Source organism: Occallatibacter sp. (genome assembly GCF_049510455.1).
Taxonomy (GTDB): domain Bacteria; phylum Acidobacteriota; class Terriglobia; order Terriglobales; family Acidobacteriaceae; genus Telmatobacter.
This window is the reverse complement of the sequence record NZ_JBEKYX010000048.1, coordinates 14,581-33,655: the sequence shown is the minus strand read 5'-3', so window position 1 is coordinate 33,655 and position 19,075 is coordinate 14,581. Positions and strand designations below refer to the sequence as shown.

Below are 19,075 nucleotides of genomic sequence, written 5' to 3'. Positions count from 1 at the left end.
CGTTCGTTCGGAAATTCTGGCCGGCTCGCTTCCCGATGATGACGACGCGCGGGCAATCGTTCATATCAAGTCCAACGTGGGGCGCATCGGGCGCGCGCTCGGCTACTCCATTGACGGCGAGGGAAACTTTGAATGGACAGGGGACAGCCAGATTACGGCGGCGGATTTGCTTGCCGCACCAGCCGGTCCAGATAACGGCAAACTGGCTCAGGCTTGTGAATGGCTGAGCGGCGTACTCGGCCCAGGCGCACGAACACAGAAAGAGATTCAGGACTTGGCGGATGACGAGGGGATCGGGAAAGCCACCCTCCGCCGCGCCAAAAAAGAGCTGAAAGTTAAGTCATCCCACCCTGACGTGAAAGGGCCGTGGATGTGGCAGCTTCCCCAAGGTGCTCACGATTTCCCCCAAGATGCTCAAAGAAATTGTGTGAGCACCTTGGAAAAAGTTGAGCATCTTGGGAGCGAAATAGTTTCTACAGACAAGCCGGACGGCACGACGAATCGGTGCAATGTCGCACCAGACGAGGACGACGAGGGGTGGGAAATATGAATCTCGATACTCTCTCAAAACCATCGAGTGCTGCCGAAGTTGTGAATCGGATCATTGAGCGGGGCGGATGGCTTCTGGCTGTCCCGCCGGACCGGGTGCGGCTTGAGCTTCCGCCGGGCCACCGGGATTTGAATCTGGTTGATGCTGTCCGGCAGAACAAGGCCGCCGTGCTGGAAATCCTTAAGCAGCGGGGCGGTTGGGTTGGCGATTCCGCAAAAATGGCGAAAGCAGCAACCGATTGGCGCTGGCGTTCACCGTCTGGAAAGCTCGTCTCTGCACTCCCGCACTGCACGGCGTGCTGTAGCTATTACCTGTTCCGGGAAACCGATGGCACATACACCTGTCAGTCGTGTGAGTTGTCGGGAATCGAAGAGAGCACAGCGCGGAGGGTGATGTGACAGAGCGCATGACGAAAACGGCAGTCCGGCGGATTCAGGTTGAGGAGCGCAAGGCGATGCGCTCGAAGTTCCGGCAATCCGCGTTCATGTCGAAAACCCGGAACGTCTACGCAGCCCAGGTTCGCCGCGCTGGTGAGTTGAGCTTGCCGGTGGAATATACCCTGGACGCGCTCCGCGAGCTAGTAGAGGCCGCGCTGGTGGCCGGGGAGTGCTGTTATTGCTCCGGGCGGCTGACGCTTTCTAAGCTGGCCGTCGATCATGCCGTGCCGGTATCCCGTGGCGGGATGTTCACCATCGGGAATCTGCGCGCGTGCTGCCAAAGCTGCAACTGGCGCAAGGGGAAGATGACGGCGGAGGAATTTGCGGAGCTTTCGGCTTTCGTCACCAGCCGGTTTCCCGCTGACGTGGTAGCCGATATATGGCGTCGGCTGGTTGTCGGAGGAAGGTGGGCGCTATGAGGCCGGGCGACCGTGTAGCGCGGCAGGACATTCCCGCCATTGTCGGCATGGTGGTTTCTGTGCGTAACGGCTTCGCGCAGGTCCGATGGAGCGAACATTTTTCGCAGTGGATTTGGGCGGATCGATTAACTAAACACAACAACGAAAGCGAGGCCATTTATGAGCAGTTACGATCTTTCCAAGTTAAATCTTCCGGCAGCGAAGGAACAGCGAGCGCCGCAATCGAGTAACAGCAACATAAGCTCTGCTCCGGCGTCCAGTTCGACAGGCTATGACTTTTCGAAGCTCGATCTGCCCGAGGCCATCGAGATTCCGCAGCGCACCAAGGATGGGAAGGAAGCTACCGAGAAGATTCACGTTCGCGACTTTGGTAAACACGTCCGGGCGAAAGTCGAAGATGCTCTTTCCAGCTCGCCAGAAGAAGCCGCGAAGTCCTTGTTTTGGAGCATCGGAACGGCGCAAGGTGCCTCACTGATGCCCGCGCCAGTGTTGAAGCAATTCGAGGAATTGGGTTTGGGTTTTGCCGCATCGAAGAATCCCAAAGTCTTTTTCAGCAAGAATGTCGTGCCATTTTTGAACTCTCTCAGGCCAGAAAAGCGGAGGAAGTAAGCTCATGAACGAATGCGAAACCGAAACCGCGATTTACGAACTGCGGAAGAAAGCCGCTGGATTCCTGCGGGCGGGGGATGTGGAAGGCTTCAATCACCTGCAAGATGAGATTTCAAGAATTCAAAAGTCGTCCGGTGTCGTAATCGGCACAAATTCACGAGGAGAACACGATGCACACACAGAAACCAATTGAACTCGTCAGCGCACGGCTTGAGCAGTTTAGCGCAACCTACGACGCCGCAGTCTCCGGGTTGGAGAGCGAGTGCGCCAACCTGGAAAACGAATCTCAGGGACTCCTGAAAGCCGCCGAGGACTTGAGGCTCGTGATCCCCGCACAAGCGCGCGAGGCCCAGCGCGAGGCCGACGCGCTGCTTCTGGCAGGCAAATGCAAGGAGGCTGAGGCGCGGTACGCAGAGCAACAACGCGCGGAGGCCGCACCATCGGTGATGGAGAAGCGGCGGGGCGCCATTGCCGCCCGTCTCGAAGCTATACAGGACGAGAAGCGAACCATCGGCCGCCGCATCTTCAAAGAGTGGTTCCCCGGCCTGCGGGCGGTTCTGCTTGAGGATCAGAGGGAATTGGTAGAGGCTATGGATTCCGCCTGGGAAGGGGTTCTGAAAATCGCCGCATTGCTTCCCACTTTACCGGGCGGACAGAGCGCGGTGATTTCCGAGAACCTTCGCAACGATCTGTGGGCGCGAGATTCCGGTGAAGAAAAAATCCTATTCAGGAATCTGCGGGCATGGTTCGGAGCGTGAGGTTATGTCCCCTGATACAGGTCGAGGTTGCCTGCTCGCCAGAAGCGCCCTGGTGTGGCTGGTGCTCGCAGCGGGGCACGTTGGTTTCGCCAGAGGTTGCGCCTGCTCCGCGCCGCCCGCTAATGAAGATGTGTACGAATTGCTCTCAGCCATTCCAGCCGGGCAGCAACCGCGCCAAGCGATGCGAACCTTGCCGGAAAAAGTTTAACAGGATTCAGAATGCACGCTTTCAACAGGAACACCGGAAACGAAAGGCCAACCAATGAATAACGAACTGAAGGGCGAACCGCTCACGACTGAAGAGCAGGAGAGAATCAAAGTTATGGCGGCGGACGGGGTGAGCCTGAAACGCATCGGCCAGCGGCTAGGTCGCTCTCCCCATACCATCAAGCGATTCTTGGCGGAACCCGAAATACAGCGCCAAGTCCAAGATGAGAAGGCCGTGATGGCTGATATTTACCGGAGCAAGGCGCGGCAAATTGTCGAATCCATCAGTGAAGGAGACATTGCCAAAGCCAGCCTCCAACAGAAGAGCATCAGCTCAGGCGTGCTCCTCGACAAAGCATTGCTCCTCACGGGAGACATGCCAACGATCCGCGTAGAAATACTCCTGGGGGCAGTTGCGCAGGCTAAAGAGATTCAGGAGGCCCGTGCTGCTGAGGCTATGGAGGCGGTGCGGCGAAGGATGGCAGCCGAGGCCCTCGCCCTGCCAGCGCCGCCAAAACCGGCATAGGAGGAAACCATCACCACATCCTCCGCGGCGCGTCCTGAGCATCCTGTAAGGCGTTTTTGGGCGGAAATCTACAGGCGCTTTTAGGGGAAAATCTACAGAGCGGGATATAAGAAAGGCGCACGCCACCCGGCTAAATTGGGGGCATATACCCCTCTGTAGGCTCTCTTTTTGGTCCCCCTGGTGCGATTGAAATTCAATTGGCTAATTCCTGAAGACGTGTAGCTTTCCAGACGGATGGTGCGCGTCTGCGGTGCAGCTATCAGATGGTTCACTTGGAACCATGCAGCTTCACCACCAGCCGCAGGAAACAGCAGGGCCATCATTCCAAGTACCTATGCCGGCAGGCATACGCTGCGCTGGTGTAGCGAGACGATTACAAAGGCCGTTCACTCTCCGCTCGAATTCGCAACAAATACGGCTCAGTACCCGCAAAATCCCCCGCAATTTTGCCAGCGCTAAAGACAACCCCATGAAAATACAGGGATAGAACACCCGCAACCTCTTGCTGGACACGCAGAAGTCACACTACGAGTTGGAATCGCAGCCACATTCCTTATCTCTTTTTCTGTTGTCATTGCCCGCTATCTGACATATCCCTGCGCCACTCCCGCCAATCCGCTACAGTCTTTTTTATGGGAGCAGTGCCAGCCGTTGACTTATCTTTCACCCTCCCCGGAGTCTAACGTCTTACGCAACCGCCCTTGAAGTTAAAGCGCGATCCGCAAGGTGCTTGCCGACTGGGCCGCTACGATAGAAGCCGAGGAGGTATGCGCGGTGAACGAAAAGACGCCGGGAGAACTTGCATTCGAAGAGTATCTGAATAAAGAGAAAATTCCGTTCAATCACGAGCCGCCACTGAGTTTCACAACCAAGCTCATCGATTACGTTATCGATCACCCTACGCACGGAAAGATTTACCTTGAGGTGAAAGATATACGGAATTCTCCATTCGAGGGGATGGGATCATTCGGCCAATTCGATCCGCATGCACCAATTCGCAGTCACATCGTAGCGGGGATGCGCAAGTTCAGCGGCGAATTTTCCGACCAGCTTTGCGCCATCGTCCTGTTTTCCGAGACTGTGAACCTGATGGAGCCGCACGTCATGCTGGGTTCCATGTACGGGAACCTGGGTTTCACGATGCCAGTCAACACGGAAACCGGCATTGCCGATGCATCGCAGATCGAGTCCAAATTCTTTGTCGGGGAGGGCATGATGGTCCGGTCATCCGAATATCGAAATACGCGGCTTGCCGCACTTGTTTCACTGGTGAGGTATAACACTTTCCCAAAAGAGGCCGTGTTGTACGCCCGCACCGATGACGGTCGAAGTGAAGAGGAGCGATGGGAAGATGCTTTATCGGGCCGCGCCGGTATAAAACAGGAGCCGACTCTTTGTGTCACCGTTTGGGAAAACGGAACTGCGAAACGGAGACTTCCACAAGACCTGTTTCGGGGGCCAATGGATGCATGGTGGACTTGTGATGAAGGTGGCCAAGGCGCGTCGTTCATCGGTGAAAGGCGGCTTGCGCTTGGAATCGACAAACGGTATAGCTAAAGCCAAATTATTGCGGTGGAAATTGCGGGTAGTCTAGGCAGAAAATGAGTGATATTCAGAGAAGTCGCGTATGGGGTGGAGTGGCTGTAATGTCATGAATTTGTAGTATTTAGAGATATTGGTAGGCGGTGAGAGAAAAACCCTTGTTCCGACTTACAAGCAAGGGGTCCGGGGTTCGAATCCCTGACCGCCCACCAGGACATGAACAATTCCTTGAAACCAAAGAAGTTGCTCTGCGCCTGTTCTGTTGCTGTTCGGTAGACCACCAGCCGAAGATTCCCGCAAAAAAGACCTCAAATCGCTCGTCAATGAGTTGATTTCCACCCGCAACGAAATGACCAGCTACCTGCAGGTTCCCAAGCCTGAAGGGCGCGAATGCGTCTGGAGGCTGCCGCCGGGGATGGTGAAGGGAATAGCGGGACACCTGCTCAGGTCGCGCACGCAGCCGCCCCCACTCGGGTTATTTCCCGCCACGGCTATCTGGACGGTGTTGGGCGCACGGAGAACTGACTGCGGGGTGGTCTCGAAGATGACGGCGTAGGCATCGCCAGGGTCTACGCCTTGCTCTGCTCTTGACAGCGTCTTTCGGTTTACCGATGGGATGACAAATCGGTGGTGGGTGAGGTGAGCAGGTGCAGCGGACAGTGATGATTAAAGTTCGCGGGCGCGTTCGATGGCGCGGATGACGGCCTGGGATTTGTTGATGGACTCCTCGTATTCCAACTCGGGGACGGAGTCGGCTACGATGCCGGCACCGGCCTGAACTGTTCCCTTGCCGTCTTTCACGGTGAGGGAGCGGATGGCGATGCAGGAATCGAGATTGCCGGAGAAATCTGCGTAGAGGACTGCGCCGCCGTAGACGCCGCGGCGGGCGGGCTCCAGCTCTTCGATGATTTCCATGGCTCGGACCTTTGGTGCGCCGGAGAGTGTGCCGGCTGGAAAACAGGCGCGGAGTGCGTCGACAGCGGTGAGGCCAGAGCGGAGTTTGCCTTCGATTTTGCTGACAATGTGCATGACGTGCGAGTAGCGCTCGACGTACATGAGCTTGTCAACCTTGACGGAGCCGAAGTCCGAGACGCGGCCTACGTCGTTGCGGCCAAGATCGACGAGCATGACGTGCTCGGCGCGCTCCTTTTCGTCGGCCATCATCTCGCGGGCGAGAGCGTCGTCGGCTTCTTCCGTGGCTCCGCGAGGGCGCGTGCCGGCGATGGGGCGGTACTCAATTTTGCCGTTGTTGACCTTGACCAATAGCTCCGGTGAGGAACCGGCGATCTCAAGCGCCTGGTTTCCCTCCAGCGCGAAACGCAGGAAGTACAGATAGGGACTGGGGTTGACGGTGCGGAGTGCACGGTAGACCTGAAATGTGTCGATACCGGGCTCGATGTCGAAGCGCTGCGAGAGGACGGTCTGGAAGACGTCTCCGGCGGCGATGTATTCGCGGATCTTTTCGACTGCGGTGAGGAAGTCCTGCTTGCGGGTGCGGTGCTTGATCTTTAGCTTGCCTGCCGACTTATTGACGCGCAACTTGGGTAAAGGCTCGGAGAGCCGCTTTTCGAGGTGCTTGAGGCGCTTGACGGCTTTTTCGTAGGCGTCGGCTGGGCTGGTGAGAGTCACGTCCGCGGTGATGACGAGCCAGATTTCTTTGCGAACGTGGTCGAAGGCGAGGACCTCATCGAAGAAGAGCAGGCAGGCGTCGGGGACGCCGAGCTCATCTTTGGCCTGATTGGGCAGGCGCTCGATGAGGCGGACTGCGTCATACGCAAAGAAGCCGACTGCTCCGGCGGTGAAGGGCGGCAGGTCTTTGAGGCGCGCGGGTTTGTGGCCACTGAGGGCATCGCGGAGGACGGTGAAGACGTCGCCCTCGATGTGGGTGGTGCGTTTGCCTTCCGTAATGGTGATCTGGCGACCGCGGGCGACGACGCGCTTGTATGGCGAGAGGCCGATGAAGGTGTAGCGGCCTACCTGCTCGCCGCCTTCGACGGATTCGAGGAGGAAGCACTCAGGCTGTTGCCAGGCGGCGCGCAGGAAGGCGGAGACGGGGGTTTCGAGGTCTGCGACGAGCCTGCGGCAGACGGGAACGAGGGTGTGCTCTTTGGCGAGAGCGACAAATTCCTTGCGGGAGGGTTGGACGGATAGGCTGGCTTGCTTCACGAGGATCAGTTTACAGGTGACGGGTTACAGGTGGCAGTGGATTGAAAAGGCAAAAGCAGTGCGACGGCCCAAGTTTTCTCAGACCGACTGCTTAAACAGTGCTGGGGTCAACGGCTGTCAATCCATGGAAGCGCTCGAAATCGCGACCATTGAATGTGAGAATATGCGTGATTCCGTGGGCATACATGGCAGCGGCAAGCCGGGCATCATGAACATGCACGCCGGAAACATTGCATTGCACCACGATTCTTCTCCACTCCCGATAGACCGCTGCGCTATCCGGCAGCAGTTCCATGCCCTCTTCGATCAAGGCGACTTCACGGTCGGCGTCCGGAACGGTCAACCCAAATCCGTTACGCTCGCGCGGACGCGTTATTGCATTCCAGAACTCGGCAATGTTCTGGTGCGTGTAATAAAGGGTCGTTCCTTGAATCGCCAGTTTGGAGAGCGCAGCATCTACGGCCTGATGGCGCGGATATGTACGGCTGGGAATGCGAAGCAGGACATTGGTATCACCAGGCAGCTATCGAGAAGCATTTACTCGTGATCCTGATAGAAGCTTTCACGGCTGAATGCTTCTTCGGGGAGCTGAGGGATTTTTGCGGAGTACTGCGCGCGAGAGTCGAGCCATTCGCGTGCCTCTTGCGGAGTGCGCGCAGGCTTCCGGTAACCGCTGCGCTGGCGGTAGGCATGTTCGATGACATTGCCGGCATAGACGGACGGCTCGATGCCGTGCTCATGCGCCTCGGCGACAAGCCGCGCTTCGATTTCGGGTTTGAGTTCAACTTGAATCATCTTGTTTTCCAGGATGCAAGCCATCTATCGCTCATGCAGCCAGCCGCGGGCCGGACCGGATTCCCGACTGCTTCATGGCTTTGAGCGTAGCATGGGGCGTACTCGGATGCCATAGTTCCATATTTTGTTGCGTGTGGGCCGTGTCCGGAATGGTACTGGCGGCTTGACTGACCTATATTGGGGGACTAGACTCAGCAGGGTTTGGGCCGATTTGACTCAATAGAACACCCAAAGCCCCGAATTATGCGGGTTTTCAGAAACGGCGAGAGCAGAAAGGCTTCTGTTCTGGCCAACAAGCCTTGCTGTGACAGCAGGATGCGGCGGGCGAAAGGATTCGAAGAAGGATTATGGCGACTCTAACATCGACCGTGACTCTGGATCGGGAGATCAATCCCTGGGAAGCGCAGAATGCACGGTTTGAATTTGCGGCGCGCAAGCTGAACCTGGATGAAGGAATCTGGAAGGTTCTGAGTTCGCCTTCGCGCGAGGTGATTGTTCACTTTCCGGTGATGATGGACAACGGAAAGATTGAGATGTTTACGGGCTATCGCGTGCAGCACTCGCAGGCGCGTGGGCCGGCCAAGGGCGGTATTCGATATTCGCCGGATATAACCCTGGACGAGATTCGCGCGCTGGCTAGCTGGATGACGTGGAAGTGCGCGGTGGTGAACATTCCGTTTGGCGGCGCAAAGGGCGGCGTGATCTGCGAGCCATCGAAGATGAGCCGCGGTGAGCTGGAGCGCATGACGCGGCGGTACACGTCAGAGATTATCGACTTTATTGGGCCCGAAAAAGATGTGCCCGCGCCGGACATGAACACGAATGAGCAGACGATGGCGTGGATCATGGACACCTACTCAATGCACATGCGGCAGACAGTGACGAGCGTGGTGACGGGCAAGCCGATCAGTATGGGCGGCAGCCGCGGACGCACGGAGGCGACGGGTCGCGGCGTGATGGTGGCCTGCAACGAGAGCCTGCGCTACCTGAATATGCAGCGCGAGGGTTGCCGCGTGATTGTGCAGGGATTCGGGAATGTTGGATCGAACGGTGCACGGCTGCTGATGGAGAATGGGTACAAGATCATCGGCATTGCGGAGAAGGATGGCGGCCTGTACAACCCGAACGGGATCGACATTCACCAACTGACGGAGTTCAAGTACCGCAACGGCACGACTCTGGGCTTCAAGGGCGCGGAGGCGACGCCGAGCGATGAGCTGATTACACGGGAGTGCGAGATTCTGGTGCCGGCGGCGATGGAGAACGTGATTACGAGCCGCAATGCGGAACAACTGCGGGCGCGGATTCTTGTGGAAGGCGCGAACGGGCCGACGACGGCGGTGGCGGATGAGATTCTGGCCGACAAGCGGATCTTTGTGGTGCCGGATATTCTGGCCAACTCGGGCGGCGTGACGGCGAGCTACTTTGAGTGGGTGCAGGACCGGCAGGGCTACTTCTGGCCGGAGTCCAGGGTGAATGAGGAACTGGAGACGATTCTGCGCGCTAGCTTTGAGGATGTGCTGCGTTATGCGGAATCGCATAACGTGAACAACCGCATTGCAGCGTACATGCTGGCGATTGACCGGGTGGCGTTTACGATTCGGCAACGAGGGATTTACGCCTGAGCGGACAGCAGAGACGTAAATGAGATGGGCAGCCTGCGAGGGCTGCCCATTTTCGTGAAATCCGATGCCGGTTCCCCTATAATTTGGATTCGATTCTGTGCCACTTTTCATGTCGAGCCGCCGATTGATCCACCCGCTGATCCTCGCCAATGCGAAGGATAACCCTGCGAGAATTCTGCAATCCGGGCTTGTTGTTGCGATTGAGACTGGTGTTCTTCTGGCGCAGATTGGCACCGCTCATGTCACGCCTGACGGCGGTGGACGAGCGCTCATTGCACACTGGATTTCCACTCTTCTGACAACTGTGTTCTGGATCGGCTTTGGCATTGCCGCGCTGATGAAGTATGTGGACGTGGTGACGAGAAGCCGAGATCTCGGAATCCTCCGCATTCTTGGCGCTTCCGACAGCTATATTGTTAAATTTCTGCTGCAGGAAACGCTTCTCGAATCCATACCGGGAGCTCTTTTAGGGCTGGTACTTGGCTATATTGCGAATGGATTGATTGCGGTCCTTGTGGGCGCATCTGGCGCAAGCATCGTGCCATATCTTTGGTGGCCTGTGGTTTCGGCGATCGCCGTATGCGCTCCACTGGCGGGCGCATTTTTCGCATTTCCGCGCGTTGTTCGAGAGGGTGTTGCAGAAGCGCTTTGACCAGCAGCTTGAAGCCGAGTGCGTCAAAGAAAGGGAGGCTCCGGCTGCTCCCAAGAGGAGGCTGGTGAGAATGCGTGTCCATTGCATTGAATGCAGTGTATGCCAGAAGCGAGAGCGGAACCGGTTGGAGTGCATCGGGACTGCGAGTGAGACACTACACCAGAACCTGCGATTCACGGAAAAGGAGCTGGAAATCAGAGATGAGAAACAGGAGCAGGCGTGAATTTCTCTTCGGAGCTGGTGTGACGACAACCAGCATGGCTGTGGGTGCGCGGCTGTTTGCCGATACAGGCAAGGCTACGGGCCGCGGAGCGATGCGAGGACTGATGGTAGACGCGGGTCGCCTACCGGAATCCGTGGAGTACTACCGGCGGGTGATCGAGTTCTGCGCAGAGTGGGAGCTCAATGCGCTCCAGTTCCGGCTGGCGGACGACCAGGGAAGCGCAATCCGCTTCGCCTCCGTTCCCGATCTTGCAGCGCACACCGATGCGCTTACGCCTGAGCAGTTAAAAGGGCTGGCGGAGTATGCGCAGAGTCATGGCGTGGATTTGATTCCGGAGCTTGAGTCATTCGGCCACACGGGATACATTACGCGTGCTCCGGCATACGCGCATCTGCTGGATAACGATCCGCAGGGCATCTCCGAATTCACGGGCATCATTCCGGTCCATCCGGAGACGCTGCAGCTTTTTGAGAAGCTGTATCGCGAAGTGGCTTCGATCTTTCCATCGAAGTATCTCCATGGTGGTTGCGATGAGGTGAACTGGGGCGGCTCGGCGCTTTCACGCAAGGCGCTGCAGACGAAGACCCGGGCTCAGATATGGGCGGAATATCTGAATTCGTTGAATCACATCGCCCAGGCGTTGGGGAAGGAATGGATTGTGTGGGGCGATGTCGTGCTGCACAAAGAGCCGGAGGTTCTTGGCCAGCTCAACAAAAACATTCTCATCATGGATTGGAACTACTCGGATAACAGCTCGGCACGAGTGCGGGAGACTCTGCTCAAGGTGGTTGCCAACGGCTCTCGCGCCATTGGGGCGCCGGCGCTGGTGAATTACAAATGGGGTGCGCGTGTTGGCGTGGAGCAGTTGCGAAACATCGACGCGTATGCCCAGGCTTATCTTGAAGAAGATGCTCCGGGATCGCTGGGAGTGATCCTGACAAACTGGGTACCAAGCCGGTACATTCAGAACTCGATCTGGGACGGATTTGCCTATGCCGCTGTCGCCTTCCAGCAAGGAACGGCAACGGCGCAGACGTCGGGATTTCATCGCTTTGTGGAGAAACACTACGGCGCGGAATGGAATGAAAGCTGGGGCCACGCGTTTGAGAGCATCTACGCTGCCGCACCTTCTATAAAAGATCGGGAGACAGCTTCCTGGATGGGGCTGCATCTGCCGGTTCCGTGGAGCAGCGACGAACAGCTTGCAGCCTTGTTGAAGGATGGGAGTCCGCAGCCGAATCCCTTTACGCGGCTGCGCAGCCTGCTGGTTGAGTTGGAACCGCTGGTGATGAAAAACCTCGGTGATTTTCAGGCATTTGCGCTGAGCGTTGAGTATCTGGAAAGAATGTTCTGGCGTGAGGCGGTAATTCTGGAACATCGCGCCGAAAAGCCGCAGGCGCGAGATGAAGCGGATTTGTTGATCAAGGTCATTGCAGACCATGATCAAATGTTGGAGGAGGCATTGAGCAGGGATTGGGACCACGGTAGATCTCCGCTTTCGAGGGCGAAGACAGAGCTTCTGCCCTATCTTCGGCCAAAGGACCAGATGATTTTTCAATGGAAGCAGGCAGCGGCTTATTCGGCTTCATTAGCTAGGCATCCCGAGCGCTTTTATCAGTTGATGCAGGCAACGAAATCGGGGCAGTGAAGCTGTTGTAATTTTTTTGTGGAATGAGATGACGGAGCGGGAAGAGTCCCAGTTCGATGCGCTTGCTGTTCATGTCGCGGAATCCCGCGATGCGATGGGCGTGCGCGCAGCCGCGGATATTGCGTGTGAGATCCGCGCGTGCCTGGAGCGACAGCCGCATGTGCGCATGGTGTTTGCGGCCGCACCGAGCCAGAGTGAGATGCTGGCCGCTCTGCGCGCGGAGAAGGATGTGGACTGGAGGCGCGTGACGGCCTTTCACATGGATGAATACATGGGGCTGGCCGCGGATGCGCCGCAGCGCTTTGGCCTGTGGCTGCGCCGCGCGATTTTCGATCATCTCCCTTTTACTGCAGTGCATTTGATTGAACCCGGCATGGATGCCGCGGAGGCAGCCGACAATTACGCCGCGAAGCTCAACGCTGCGCCTGTTGATATTGTCTGCTGCGGCATCGGGACAAATGGGCATCTTGCTTTTAACGATCCTCCTGCGAAGTTTGAAGATCCGCTCACGGTGAAGGCTGTGCTGCTGGATGCGCAGTGCCGTCAGCAGCAGGTGGACGATCAATGCTTTCGCACACTGGACGATGTGCCGACTCGCGCGCTCACGATCACCATACCGGGGCTTCTGGCGGGGCGCGCTATCTTCTGCACTGTGCCGGGCGCCATGAAGAGGAATGCTGTTCGCAGGGCGCTTCTGGAGCCCATCGATCCTATATGCCCGGCGTCGGCGCTGCGCACACATCCACGATGCAGCCTCTATCTTGACCCTGACTCCGCTGGCGGGATTGAGTGGAATGAAAACCGATTTCGTCATGTATAAATCGTTGACTGGACGCGACCCCTGCACCGGACAATCGCTCATGGTGCATTGTGCCGATGGACATATCGCGGCCATTGATCGAGGACCGGATGAGGAAACGGCATGGCTTGCGCCGGGGCTGATCGATCTGCAGGTGAACGGCTATCGCGGCTGCGACTTGAATGCGAACGATCTCACGATTGACGCTATCGAGCGCCTTGCGCGCGGCTTGCTTGCGACTGGCGTCACCACGTTTCTGCCGACGCTCATCACGGCTTCAGAAGAAGAGATTATCCATAAGCTGCGCATCATCGCCGCGGCGCGCCGTGCAGAGCCATTGCTCGAACAGATGATTCCCTGCGTGCATGTGGAAGGTCCGCATATTGCGCCCGAGGATGGGCCGCGCGGCGCGCATCCACGCACAGAGGTGCGGCCGCCTGAGATTGCCGAGTTTGTGCGCTGGCAGGCGGCGTGCGACAACCTTGTGGGCATGGTGACGCTTTCGCCGCACTACGCAGGCGCGCCGGAGTATATCCGTGCTTTGTCCGCACAGGGGATTCACACCTCACTGGGACACACGAACGCTACCGCGGATCAGATTCGCGTGGCAGCGGAGGCAGGCGCGCGGCTCTGTACGCATCTTGGCAATGGCGTTGCCAGTCTTTTGCCGCGCCATCCAAACCTGATCTGGGCACAGTTGGCGGAGGATCGGCTGACGGCCACCTTCATTGCAGACGGCCATCATCTGCCGGCAGATACGCTCACGGCCATGTTGCGCGCGAAGACGGTGCATCGCTCCATTCTGGTATCGGACCTGGTGAGTGTGGCTGGGCTTGCGCCCGGTGCGTATGAAACGCCAGTTGGCGGACGAGTGGAACTACATGCGGATGGGCGGCTCAACATTGCCGGGAGTGGCTATCTGGCTGGAGCGACTGCTTCGCTTGGGGACGCGATTGCTTTCGTTGCGGCAAATACCGGCTTTGCGCTGGGGGATGCGGTGCAGATGGCAACTATGAACCCAGGGCGTTTTGTGGGCGGACGTGGTGTGCTTCGGGTTGGAGCGCGTGCAGGCCTCGTGCGTTTTCGCTGGGAGCAAGGCAGCCAGCTGCTGGAAATCGAAGACGTGCTTGTGCAGGGGCGGAGTTGGCACTCCCACGCAAAAAATAGCAGACATTCCATGCCTGAATAGGAAACTCCAATCTCGCGCAACTTTTGCTTCCAATGCGCCCGCGATTGCTATACCATCCATCCCACGCGAAAAACTGCGCTCCCCGAGTCTTTCAATTACGAAGGAGGCTGTCATGCCCGATGGTCAGATTGAGATTGCTCCGAATCCAAATGGTACGACCACGCCGGTAAACGGCTGGCATTGGGTCGGCTATTCTTTGATTATTGCTGTGCTGCTGATTCTTGCGCTGAATGGCGCATGGTTTATGCACAGCAACCATATAAGTGATCCCAGAGTCTACATTGCGATCACGTTGACAAGTCTCTTTGTCCTGGCCACCACCACCACACTCGCCATCATCTTTCTCTGGGGAGCCAAGGTGCTCGACCTGGATAAGACCTTCATGAACTGGCTTGGCGGGGCCACAGTGGCGGAAGTGGCTGGAATCCTCACCATCATCGTGAATTTTTACTTCGCCAAGCCAACCCCCACGCTACAGGCTCCGACCCCGGCGCCAGTAGTTCAGCAGCAGAGTGTCCAGCAGCGGAGTGCCCTGCCGCAACAACCTGAAACGCACAGCGCCGGGGTGTCGGCAAATGCATCGAAGCCGCCTGCAAACAGCGCCCCGCCGCAACAGCCCGCAATGCAGGCGCAGGCTGCGCAGCAATAGCGCTTACTCCGCGCCGAAGAGCCGCCGGAAGAAGTTCCATACCCGCGCAGAGAACCTTGGCCGCGATTTCTGTGCAGGCTTCTGCGGCGCTGCCGGAGCTTGATCCGGAGCCGCTGCGGGCGCTGGCGCAGCCTGAGGCTGCTCAACCTTCTCCTGCTGCTCAGGCGTAACAGTCGCAGCATTATGCTCCATCGTCGTAATCGCAGCATCAGGCGCCTTGCTCTGCGCCCCAGCAGGCGGCGCTATCGCAATCGGAGGCGGCGCTACACTAAGCCCTTCGCTCGCCGCCACTGGAAACTCATTCGCTCCAGGCTGTGCGTCCGGATTTGTCGCAGTCGGGCAGCCGCATGATTCCTTTTCGCCTGTCACCACCTCATGCACACTGCCATGCTGAAACATCACTCGTTCGCCGGCCTGTATGCGATACACGCCGCCTTCAAAGACGCTGCTCACCAGCACATAAGGCGCACCCACGCCCGCATTGTCCACGCACGTGTCGCCATGCTCGCCCAGCCGAATCTTGACCTCCGCAGCACCCGGGCCACTGATCAAAATCCGAAAATCCGGCGTCTGCAGCACATCGGCATTCTGCCCCGTGGCAAAGCTCGCCTCCAGCGCCCCGCGATCCAGTCCCATCATCAACCCCGGCGTCTCGCCCGCCGGCACACTTGTATCGGAGGTCAGTTTTACCGTCGTAGAAGCACAGACCCGCAGCACGCCGCGATGCGGCAGAATCACTTCCGTAGTCTTACCGCCAGCGGTCACACTCCCGCTAGCGCCAATCAGCGCCTGTCCCGCGGTAATCTGCAGCGCGCCGGTCACATTGGTAGAAGCATCAACAGGGACAATCGCAATCGGCCCGACACTCGTCGCCTGCTGCGCCCCGCACACAGCCGTCAAGCTCAAGGCCAGCAGCGCCAGGAATGCCGGGTGCCCCAGATCTCGCTTCTGAGACCTGGGATAGCACGTCACTTGGTCACCCATCATGAAAGGAATTACATCCCCAGAAAATTGCGAATCATCTGCCGTCCGCCCTCGGTCAGCACGCTCTCCGGGTGAAACTGCACGCCCTCAACAGGCAGCGAGCGATGCCGCAAGCCCATAATCACCGTGCCGTTTCCATCGCTCTCACCCGTCCGCGCCGTCACTTCCAGCTCCGCGGGAAGCGTCTCCTCCGCCACCACCAGCGAGTGATACCGCGTACAGGTCAGCGGCGTCGGCAGCCCGGCAAATATCCCATGCCCGTCATGCGTCACATCGCTCGTCTTGCCGTGCATCAGCTTGCGCGCACGCACCACTTCGCCGCCAAATGCCTCGCCAATCGCCTGGTGTCCCAGGCAAACGCCAAAGATCGGAACCTTGCCCGCCATCCGCTGAATCAGCGGCACAAGGATACCCGCCTCACGCGGCGTGCATGGCCCCGGCGAGAGCAGAATACGCTCAGGCTTGAGCGCTTCTACCTCATCAACGGTCAACTCATCGTTCCGCCGCACATCCACCTTCGCGCCCAGCTCGCCAAGGTACTGAACAAGGTTGTAGGTAAACGAGTCGTAGTTATCGAGCACAAAGATCATCGTGCCTTCAGTGTAGCGCGCCGCTAGCGCTCACATCTTCAGCGGATGAGCGGGACTCAGGTTATAGTGGATACGCATAGCCTGGAGGTGCCCATGAACTTCCTGTCACGAATTGCCTTGTTGGGGGTCTTTTGCCCCCTTATTGCCGCTCAATCCGGCCAGACCGCAGCCGCTAACACGACGATGCGTGACGGCGGCGTTACCGAAACGCTGCAAAGCATCTATATTCCCCCGCTGGTCAATGCTCCGTTTACTGCCACCGTACACACGGAATGGACGCGCCCCCTCGGCGACGGCGGAACCTACACCGTCATCAACCAGCGTCAGGTGGCCCGCGACCGAAATGGCCGCATCTATGAGGAGCGCTGGCTTCTGGTTCCCAAAGATGGGCGGTTCAAATCTCAGAAGAACGTCATCCAGATCGCCGACCCCAACGAGCACACCCTCTACAACTGCTTTCTATTGCAGCATCCCCAGCGCTGCTATCTGCAGGCCTTCGCCGAACGGGCTCAAACCACCGCCCATCCGGCCATAGGCCAATCGGGATCCCTGGCTGACAACTCCGGCTTCACCACCCATGAAGAGCTTGGGGCACGAGATATTGAAGGTATGGAAACACGAGGCTTCCGCGACACCACAACGCTCAACGTCGGCGTCTTCGGGAACGACAGGCCCATGATCACCACTCGCGAGTTCTGGTACGCCGACAAGATCGGCGTCAATCTAGCTTCTATCGTTGATGGTCCCCATACCGGCAAGCAGACCTTCACGCTTAGCGATATCAGCCTTGTCGATCCCGACATGCAGCTCTTCGAGCTCCCCGCGGGGTTTGAGATCGTCGATCAGAGGACGCCGGCGCAGCGAAATCAAGACCACCGCCAGCCGTAGGAATGTTTTTGAAGGGTTCGGGTTTGCTCGAACCCTTCAACCGCCAGGGGGAGTTTTTTCAAACTGAGACTTAACCTTTACGCGGCATTCTGCCGAGCTGCATCGCCGGGATCATTGAGCGGCTGCGAGCTGTACCAGTCAATCCGCCGTGTAAAGTACATCGCCGTGGCCACCGCCGCAAAGCTCGCAATCGAGCCAACCAGCAGCGCGTAGTCTTTTAGCCGAAGAAGAACATAAATCAGCCCATACAGTGGCGAGAAAACAACGAAAGCTCTCAGTCCTTGTATTCGGCTGGCAAAGATCCAACTCGCGTTGGTTGAAAGAAGCCCTACCGTCGCCGCTCCCGCAATGAGAAAGGCATAATCGAACCCGATCTTTTCGGCCAGCGACAGCAGCATCAGATAGAAAATCACCTGCGCCACTCCCACAAGAACATACTGCGCAGCATGCATGCGCTTTTTACTCGTCACCTCAAAGGTGAAATATGTAAGAAACACAAGCCCCTCGAACAGCAAGATGTATTTCAGTGACCGGTCCACAGACTGGTAATAGTCCACAGTGGCAAATGTCGAGCTGCCATCGGGATGTTGAATAACAGGCGAGTTGTGGCTGATTCGATCATTCAGAAGTCCCTGCACAAAGAAACCGGGAATATTCATCAACAGTGCCAGTACACAAATCACAATCAGTTTTATGCCCATGGAACGTTGTTTCGAAGCGGACTGCAAATTCAAAACATCTTCAATCACGGCGCCCATTTTGTCTCCTTTGATTTAGACTTTGTATTACAAAGTAAGCGCGCAAATTTTTTATGCCCTCGTCGGCATCAGATCGCGCACACCCGCGTTTTGTTCGCTGCTACTCGCCGCCGCATCGCGCACTACCTGCTCCAGCGTAGTCAGATATTCCACATATCGCTTGCGCCCCGGCGTAGTGATGCGGCACAGCGTCAGCGGCCGATTTCGCTCCACGTCCTTCGTCGTCTCCACAATGCCTTCCGCTTCCAGCACGCTCAGATGCCGGCTCAGGTTGCCATCCGTCAGCGCGCACAGTTGTTTCAGATCGCCAAATGTAAGCCCCTTGGGATGCGTCATCAGCGAAGTCAGAATCCCAAGCCGCGCCCGCTCATGAATCACGCGATCCAACCCTTCATAGGCAAAAGGCGCCTCACTCTTTTGTGCCTGCCTGCGCGCCGATTTAGTCGTCATTCGCATCCTCCCGCGCCTTCCGGCATAGCGCCCCGGCAACGATCAGTTGTCCCGCGCCATAAGGAATGCCCATGGCCCATGGAGTCAATGCGCGCTCTCCAGCCAGCGAAATGCATAGCAGGCCGCAAAGCAAATACCATGCTCCCGCGGCCAGCATTGGACGCGGCAAAAATCTGCACGAAGAAAAGATGCCGATGCCGGAGCACACCTGCCAAAGCCCAGGCAGCATCCACAGTGCCCCAGGAACAAATCGCGCCAGCACAATCGTTAGTAGAACGCCAGCGCCCAGCGACGGTAAAAACTGCTCTACGGCAATGCGGATCATCTCATCCGCCATGCCGGAGTGTACTCGATGCGCGCGCGTAATCATCTGGGTGCCGATGAGCGCAGCAGACACCGCAGCTGTTGTAAGCCAGATGCTCAGGTAGCGGTCCAGATGATGCGCGGCCTCCGGAGCCCACTGCGTTTGTATGCAGGCCGCGAACAGCGCAATCGCAGCCGTCGCCGCCAGCGTGGCCGGTCCATACCCGCGAAACTCCGTGCTGCGGGCCAGTTGCCTGCGAATGCTGCCAATTTCCGCCAGCGCTTTGTTCAGGTCATCCATGCCGATT

General features: G+C 57.8%; 24 protein-coding genes. 16 read left to right on the top strand and 8 right to left on the bottom strand.

Annotated elements, in window-relative coordinates; translation table 11 throughout:
• The 9 genes from ABSG47_RS10560 to ABSG47_RS10520 form a co-directional block, all read left to right on the top strand.
• On the top strand, nucleotides 1-550 hold a 550-nt coding region (locus ABSG47_RS10560; RefSeq protein WP_424169607.1), incomplete at its 5' end, for a hypothetical protein.
• Nucleotides 547-948, top strand: a complete 402-nt coding sequence (locus ABSG47_RS10555) for a hypothetical protein (protein ID WP_424169605.1) — start codon at nucleotides 547-549, stop codon at nucleotides 946-948. The genes ABSG47_RS10560 and ABSG47_RS10555, both read left to right, overlap by 4 nt.
• Nucleotides 949-956: 8 nt before the next feature.
• The gene (locus ABSG47_RS10550) at nucleotides 957-1,406 is read left to right on the top strand and encodes an HNH endonuclease (RefSeq protein WP_424169603.1); all 450 of its coding nucleotides are present in this window, start codon (nucleotides 957-959) and stop codon (nucleotides 1,404-1,406) included.
• Nucleotides 1,407-1,565: 159 nt separating this feature from the next.
• Nucleotides 1,566-2,015 (top strand): hypothetical protein, encoded by a 450-nt coding sequence (locus ABSG47_RS10545; protein ID WP_424169601.1) that lies wholly within the window; start codon nucleotides 1,566-1,568, stop codon nucleotides 2,013-2,015.
• Nucleotides 2,016-2,019: 4 nt separating this feature from the next.
• On the top strand, nucleotides 2,020-2,208 hold the full coding sequence (locus ABSG47_RS10540; RefSeq protein WP_424169599.1) for a hypothetical protein: 189 nt from the start codon (nucleotides 2,020-2,022) through the stop codon (nucleotides 2,206-2,208).
• A complete protein-coding gene (locus ABSG47_RS10535; protein ID WP_424169597.1) occupies nucleotides 2,186-2,773 on the top strand; it encodes a hypothetical protein in 588 nt (195 codons plus the stop codon). Before ABSG47_RS10540 ends, ABSG47_RS10535 begins: the two co-directional genes overlap by 23 nt.
• Nucleotides 2,774-3,035: 262 nt before the next feature.
• Nucleotides 3,036-3,506, top strand: a complete 471-nt coding sequence (locus tag ABSG47_RS10530; protein ID WP_424169595.1) for a helix-turn-helix domain-containing protein — start codon at nucleotides 3,036-3,038, stop codon at nucleotides 3,504-3,506.
• 774 nt (nucleotides 3,507-4,280) lie between these two features.
• On the top strand, nucleotides 4,281-5,063 hold the full coding sequence (locus tag ABSG47_RS10525) for a hypothetical protein (RefSeq protein WP_424169593.1): 783 nt from the start codon (nucleotides 4,281-4,283) through the stop codon (nucleotides 5,061-5,063).
• A 247-nt stretch (nucleotides 5,064-5,310) separates the two neighbouring features.
• Entirely contained in the window at nucleotides 5,311-5,604 is a 294-nt protein-coding gene (locus ABSG47_RS10520) for a hypothetical protein (protein WP_424169591.1), read from the top strand.
• A 110-nt stretch (nucleotides 5,605-5,714) separates the two neighbouring features.
• Here the strand turns inward: ABSG47_RS10520 and trpE are convergent, their stop codons facing one another.
• The 3 genes from trpE to ABSG47_RS10505 all read right to left on the bottom strand — a co-directional run bounded on the left by trpE (nucleotide 5,715) and on the right by ABSG47_RS10505 (nucleotide 8,009).
• Nucleotides 5,715-7,214 (bottom strand): anthranilate synthase component I, encoded by a 1,500-nt coding sequence (gene trpE, locus ABSG47_RS10515; RefSeq protein ID WP_424169589.1) that lies wholly within the window; start codon nucleotides 7,212-7,214, stop codon nucleotides 5,715-5,717.
• Between the two features lie 91 nt (nucleotides 7,215-7,305).
• Nucleotides 7,306-7,707, bottom strand: a complete 402-nt coding sequence (locus ABSG47_RS10510; protein ID WP_424169609.1) for a type II toxin-antitoxin system VapC family toxin — start codon at nucleotides 7,705-7,707, stop codon at nucleotides 7,306-7,308.
• Nucleotides 7,708-7,751: 44 nt separating this feature from the next.
• Nucleotides 7,752-8,009 carry a hypothetical protein gene (locus ABSG47_RS10505; RefSeq protein WP_424169587.1) on the bottom strand — a complete coding sequence of 86 codons (258 nt, stop codon included), beginning with the start codon at nucleotides 8,007-8,009 and terminating at the stop codon, nucleotides 7,752-7,754.
• A gap of 347 nt (nucleotides 8,010-8,356) precedes the next feature.
• Between ABSG47_RS10505 and ABSG47_RS10500 the strand changes: the two genes are divergently transcribed.
• The 6 genes from ABSG47_RS10500 (at nucleotide 8,357) to ABSG47_RS10475 (ending at nucleotide 14,794) form a co-directional block, all read left to right on the top strand.
• A complete protein-coding gene (locus ABSG47_RS10500; protein WP_424169585.1) occupies nucleotides 8,357-9,634 on the top strand; it encodes a Glu/Leu/Phe/Val family dehydrogenase in 1,278 nt (425 codons plus the stop codon).
• A gap of 97 nt (nucleotides 9,635-9,731) precedes the next feature.
• Complete coding sequence (locus tag ABSG47_RS10495; protein ID WP_424169583.1) at nucleotides 9,732-10,286, top strand: ABC transporter permease; 555 nt, start codon at nucleotides 9,732-9,734, stop codon at nucleotides 10,284-10,286.
• Nucleotides 10,287-10,528: 242 nt separating this feature from the next.
• Nucleotides 10,529-12,157 (top strand): family 20 glycosylhydrolase, encoded by a 1,629-nt coding sequence (locus tag ABSG47_RS10490; RefSeq protein WP_424169581.1) that lies wholly within the window; start codon nucleotides 10,529-10,531, stop codon nucleotides 12,155-12,157.
• Between the two features lie 28 nt (nucleotides 12,158-12,185).
• On the top strand, nucleotides 12,186-12,977 hold the full coding sequence (locus ABSG47_RS10485; protein WP_424169579.1) for a 6-phosphogluconolactonase: 792 nt from the start codon (nucleotides 12,186-12,188) through the stop codon (nucleotides 12,975-12,977).
• Entirely contained in the window at nucleotides 12,952-14,145 is a 1,194-nt protein-coding gene (locus ABSG47_RS10480) for an N-acetylglucosamine-6-phosphate deacetylase (RefSeq protein ID WP_424169577.1), read from the top strand. Before ABSG47_RS10485 ends, ABSG47_RS10480 begins: the two co-directional genes overlap by 26 nt.
• Nucleotides 14,146-14,257: 112 nt before the next feature.
• On the top strand, nucleotides 14,258-14,794 hold the full coding sequence (locus tag ABSG47_RS10475) for a hypothetical protein (protein WP_424169575.1): 537 nt from the start codon (nucleotides 14,258-14,260) through the stop codon (nucleotides 14,792-14,794).
• A 3-nt stretch (nucleotides 14,795-14,797) separates the two neighbouring features.
• On the opposite strand, the gene ABSG47_RS10470 is transcribed toward ABSG47_RS10475, so the two are convergent.
• Together ABSG47_RS10470 and ABSG47_RS10465 are read right to left on the bottom strand one after the other, a co-directional pair.
• Nucleotides 14,798-15,781, bottom strand: coding sequence for a hypothetical protein (locus tag ABSG47_RS10470; protein WP_424169573.1), 984 nt, complete (start codon nucleotides 15,779-15,781; stop codon nucleotides 14,798-14,800).
• A gap of 8 nt (nucleotides 15,782-15,789) precedes the next feature.
• Nucleotides 15,790-16,368 (bottom strand): anthranilate synthase component II, encoded by a 579-nt coding sequence (locus ABSG47_RS10465; protein WP_424169571.1) that lies wholly within the window; start codon nucleotides 16,366-16,368, stop codon nucleotides 15,790-15,792.
• Between the two features lie 93 nt (nucleotides 16,369-16,461).
• Between ABSG47_RS10465 and ABSG47_RS10460 the strand changes: the two genes are divergently transcribed.
• Nucleotides 16,462-17,256, top strand: coding sequence for a hypothetical protein (locus ABSG47_RS10460; protein ID WP_424169569.1), 795 nt, complete (start codon nucleotides 16,462-16,464; stop codon nucleotides 17,254-17,256).
• 77 nt (nucleotides 17,257-17,333) lie between these two features.
• On the opposite strand, the gene ABSG47_RS10455 is transcribed toward ABSG47_RS10460, so the two are convergent.
• Genes ABSG47_RS10455 through ABSG47_RS10445 form a run of 3 tightly spaced genes read right to left on the bottom strand, consistent with a single transcriptional unit; the run spans nucleotide 17,334 to nucleotide 19,068 of the window.
• Nucleotides 17,334-18,014: an inner membrane CreD family protein gene (locus ABSG47_RS10455; RefSeq protein ID WP_424169567.1), complete on the bottom strand. Its 681-nt coding sequence runs from the start codon at nucleotides 18,012-18,014 to the stop codon at nucleotides 17,334-17,336.
• Between the two features lie 51 nt (nucleotides 18,015-18,065).
• Nucleotides 18,066-18,464 (bottom strand): transcriptional regulator, encoded by a 399-nt coding sequence (locus ABSG47_RS10450; protein ID WP_424169565.1) that lies wholly within the window; start codon nucleotides 18,462-18,464, stop codon nucleotides 18,066-18,068.
• Complete coding sequence (locus tag ABSG47_RS10445; protein WP_424169563.1) at nucleotides 18,454-19,068, bottom strand: hypothetical protein; 615 nt, start codon at nucleotides 19,066-19,068, stop codon at nucleotides 18,454-18,456. Before ABSG47_RS10445 ends, ABSG47_RS10450 begins: the two co-directional genes overlap by 11 nt.
• Nucleotides 19,069-19,075: the final 7 nt, after the last annotated feature.

Coding starts and splice junctions, on each gene's coding strand:
- ABSG47_RS10555 (WP_424169605.1), top strand. CDS start 547: ATGAATCTCGATACTCTCTCAAAACCATCGAGTGCTGCCGAAGTTGTG.
- ABSG47_RS10550 (WP_424169603.1), top strand. CDS start 957: ATGACGAAAACGGCAGTCCGGCGGATTCAGGTTGAGGAGCGCAAGGCG.
- ABSG47_RS10545 (WP_424169601.1), top strand. CDS start 1,566: ATGAGCAGTTACGATCTTTCCAAGTTAAATCTTCCGGCAGCGAAGGAA.
- ABSG47_RS10540 (WP_424169599.1), top strand. CDS start 2,020: ATGAACGAATGCGAAACCGAAACCGCGATTTACGAACTGCGGAAGAAA.
- ABSG47_RS10535 (WP_424169597.1), top strand. CDS start 2,186: ATGCACACACAGAAACCAATTGAACTCGTCAGCGCACGGCTTGAGCAG.
- ABSG47_RS10530 (WP_424169595.1), top strand. CDS start 3,036: ATGAATAACGAACTGAAGGGCGAACCGCTCACGACTGAAGAGCAGGAG.
- ABSG47_RS10505 (WP_424169587.1), bottom strand. CDS start 8,009: ATGATTCAAGTTGAACTCAAACCCGAAATCGAAGCGCGGCTTGTCGCC.
- ABSG47_RS10500 (WP_424169585.1), top strand. CDS start 8,357: ATGGCGACTCTAACATCGACCGTGACTCTGGATCGGGAGATCAATCCC.
- ABSG47_RS10485 (WP_424169579.1), top strand. CDS start 12,186: ATGACGGAGCGGGAAGAGTCCCAGTTCGATGCGCTTGCTGTTCATGTC.
- ABSG47_RS10480 (WP_424169577.1), top strand. CDS start 12,952: ATGAAAACCGATTTCGTCATGTATAAATCGTTGACTGGACGCGACCCC.
- ABSG47_RS10475 (WP_424169575.1), top strand. CDS start 14,258: ATGCCCGATGGTCAGATTGAGATTGCTCCGAATCCAAATGGTACGACC.
- ABSG47_RS10470 (WP_424169573.1), bottom strand. CDS start 15,781: ATGATGGGTGACCAAGTGACGTGCTATCCCAGGTCTCAGAAGCGAGAT.
- ABSG47_RS10465 (WP_424169571.1), bottom strand. CDS start 16,368: ATGATCTTTGTGCTCGATAACTACGACTCGTTTACCTACAACCTTGTT.
- ABSG47_RS10460 (WP_424169569.1), top strand. CDS start 16,462: ATGAACTTCCTGTCACGAATTGCCTTGTTGGGGGTCTTTTGCCCCCTT.
- ABSG47_RS10455 (WP_424169567.1), bottom strand. CDS start 18,014: ATGGGCGCCGTGATTGAAGATGTTTTGAATTTGCAGTCCGCTTCGAAA.
- ABSG47_RS10450 (WP_424169565.1), bottom strand. CDS start 18,464: ATGACGACTAAATCGGCGCGCAGGCAGGCACAAAAGAGTGAGGCGCCT.
- ABSG47_RS10445 (WP_424169563.1), bottom strand. CDS start 19,068: ATGGATGACCTGAACAAAGCGCTGGCGGAAATTGGCAGCATTCGCAGG.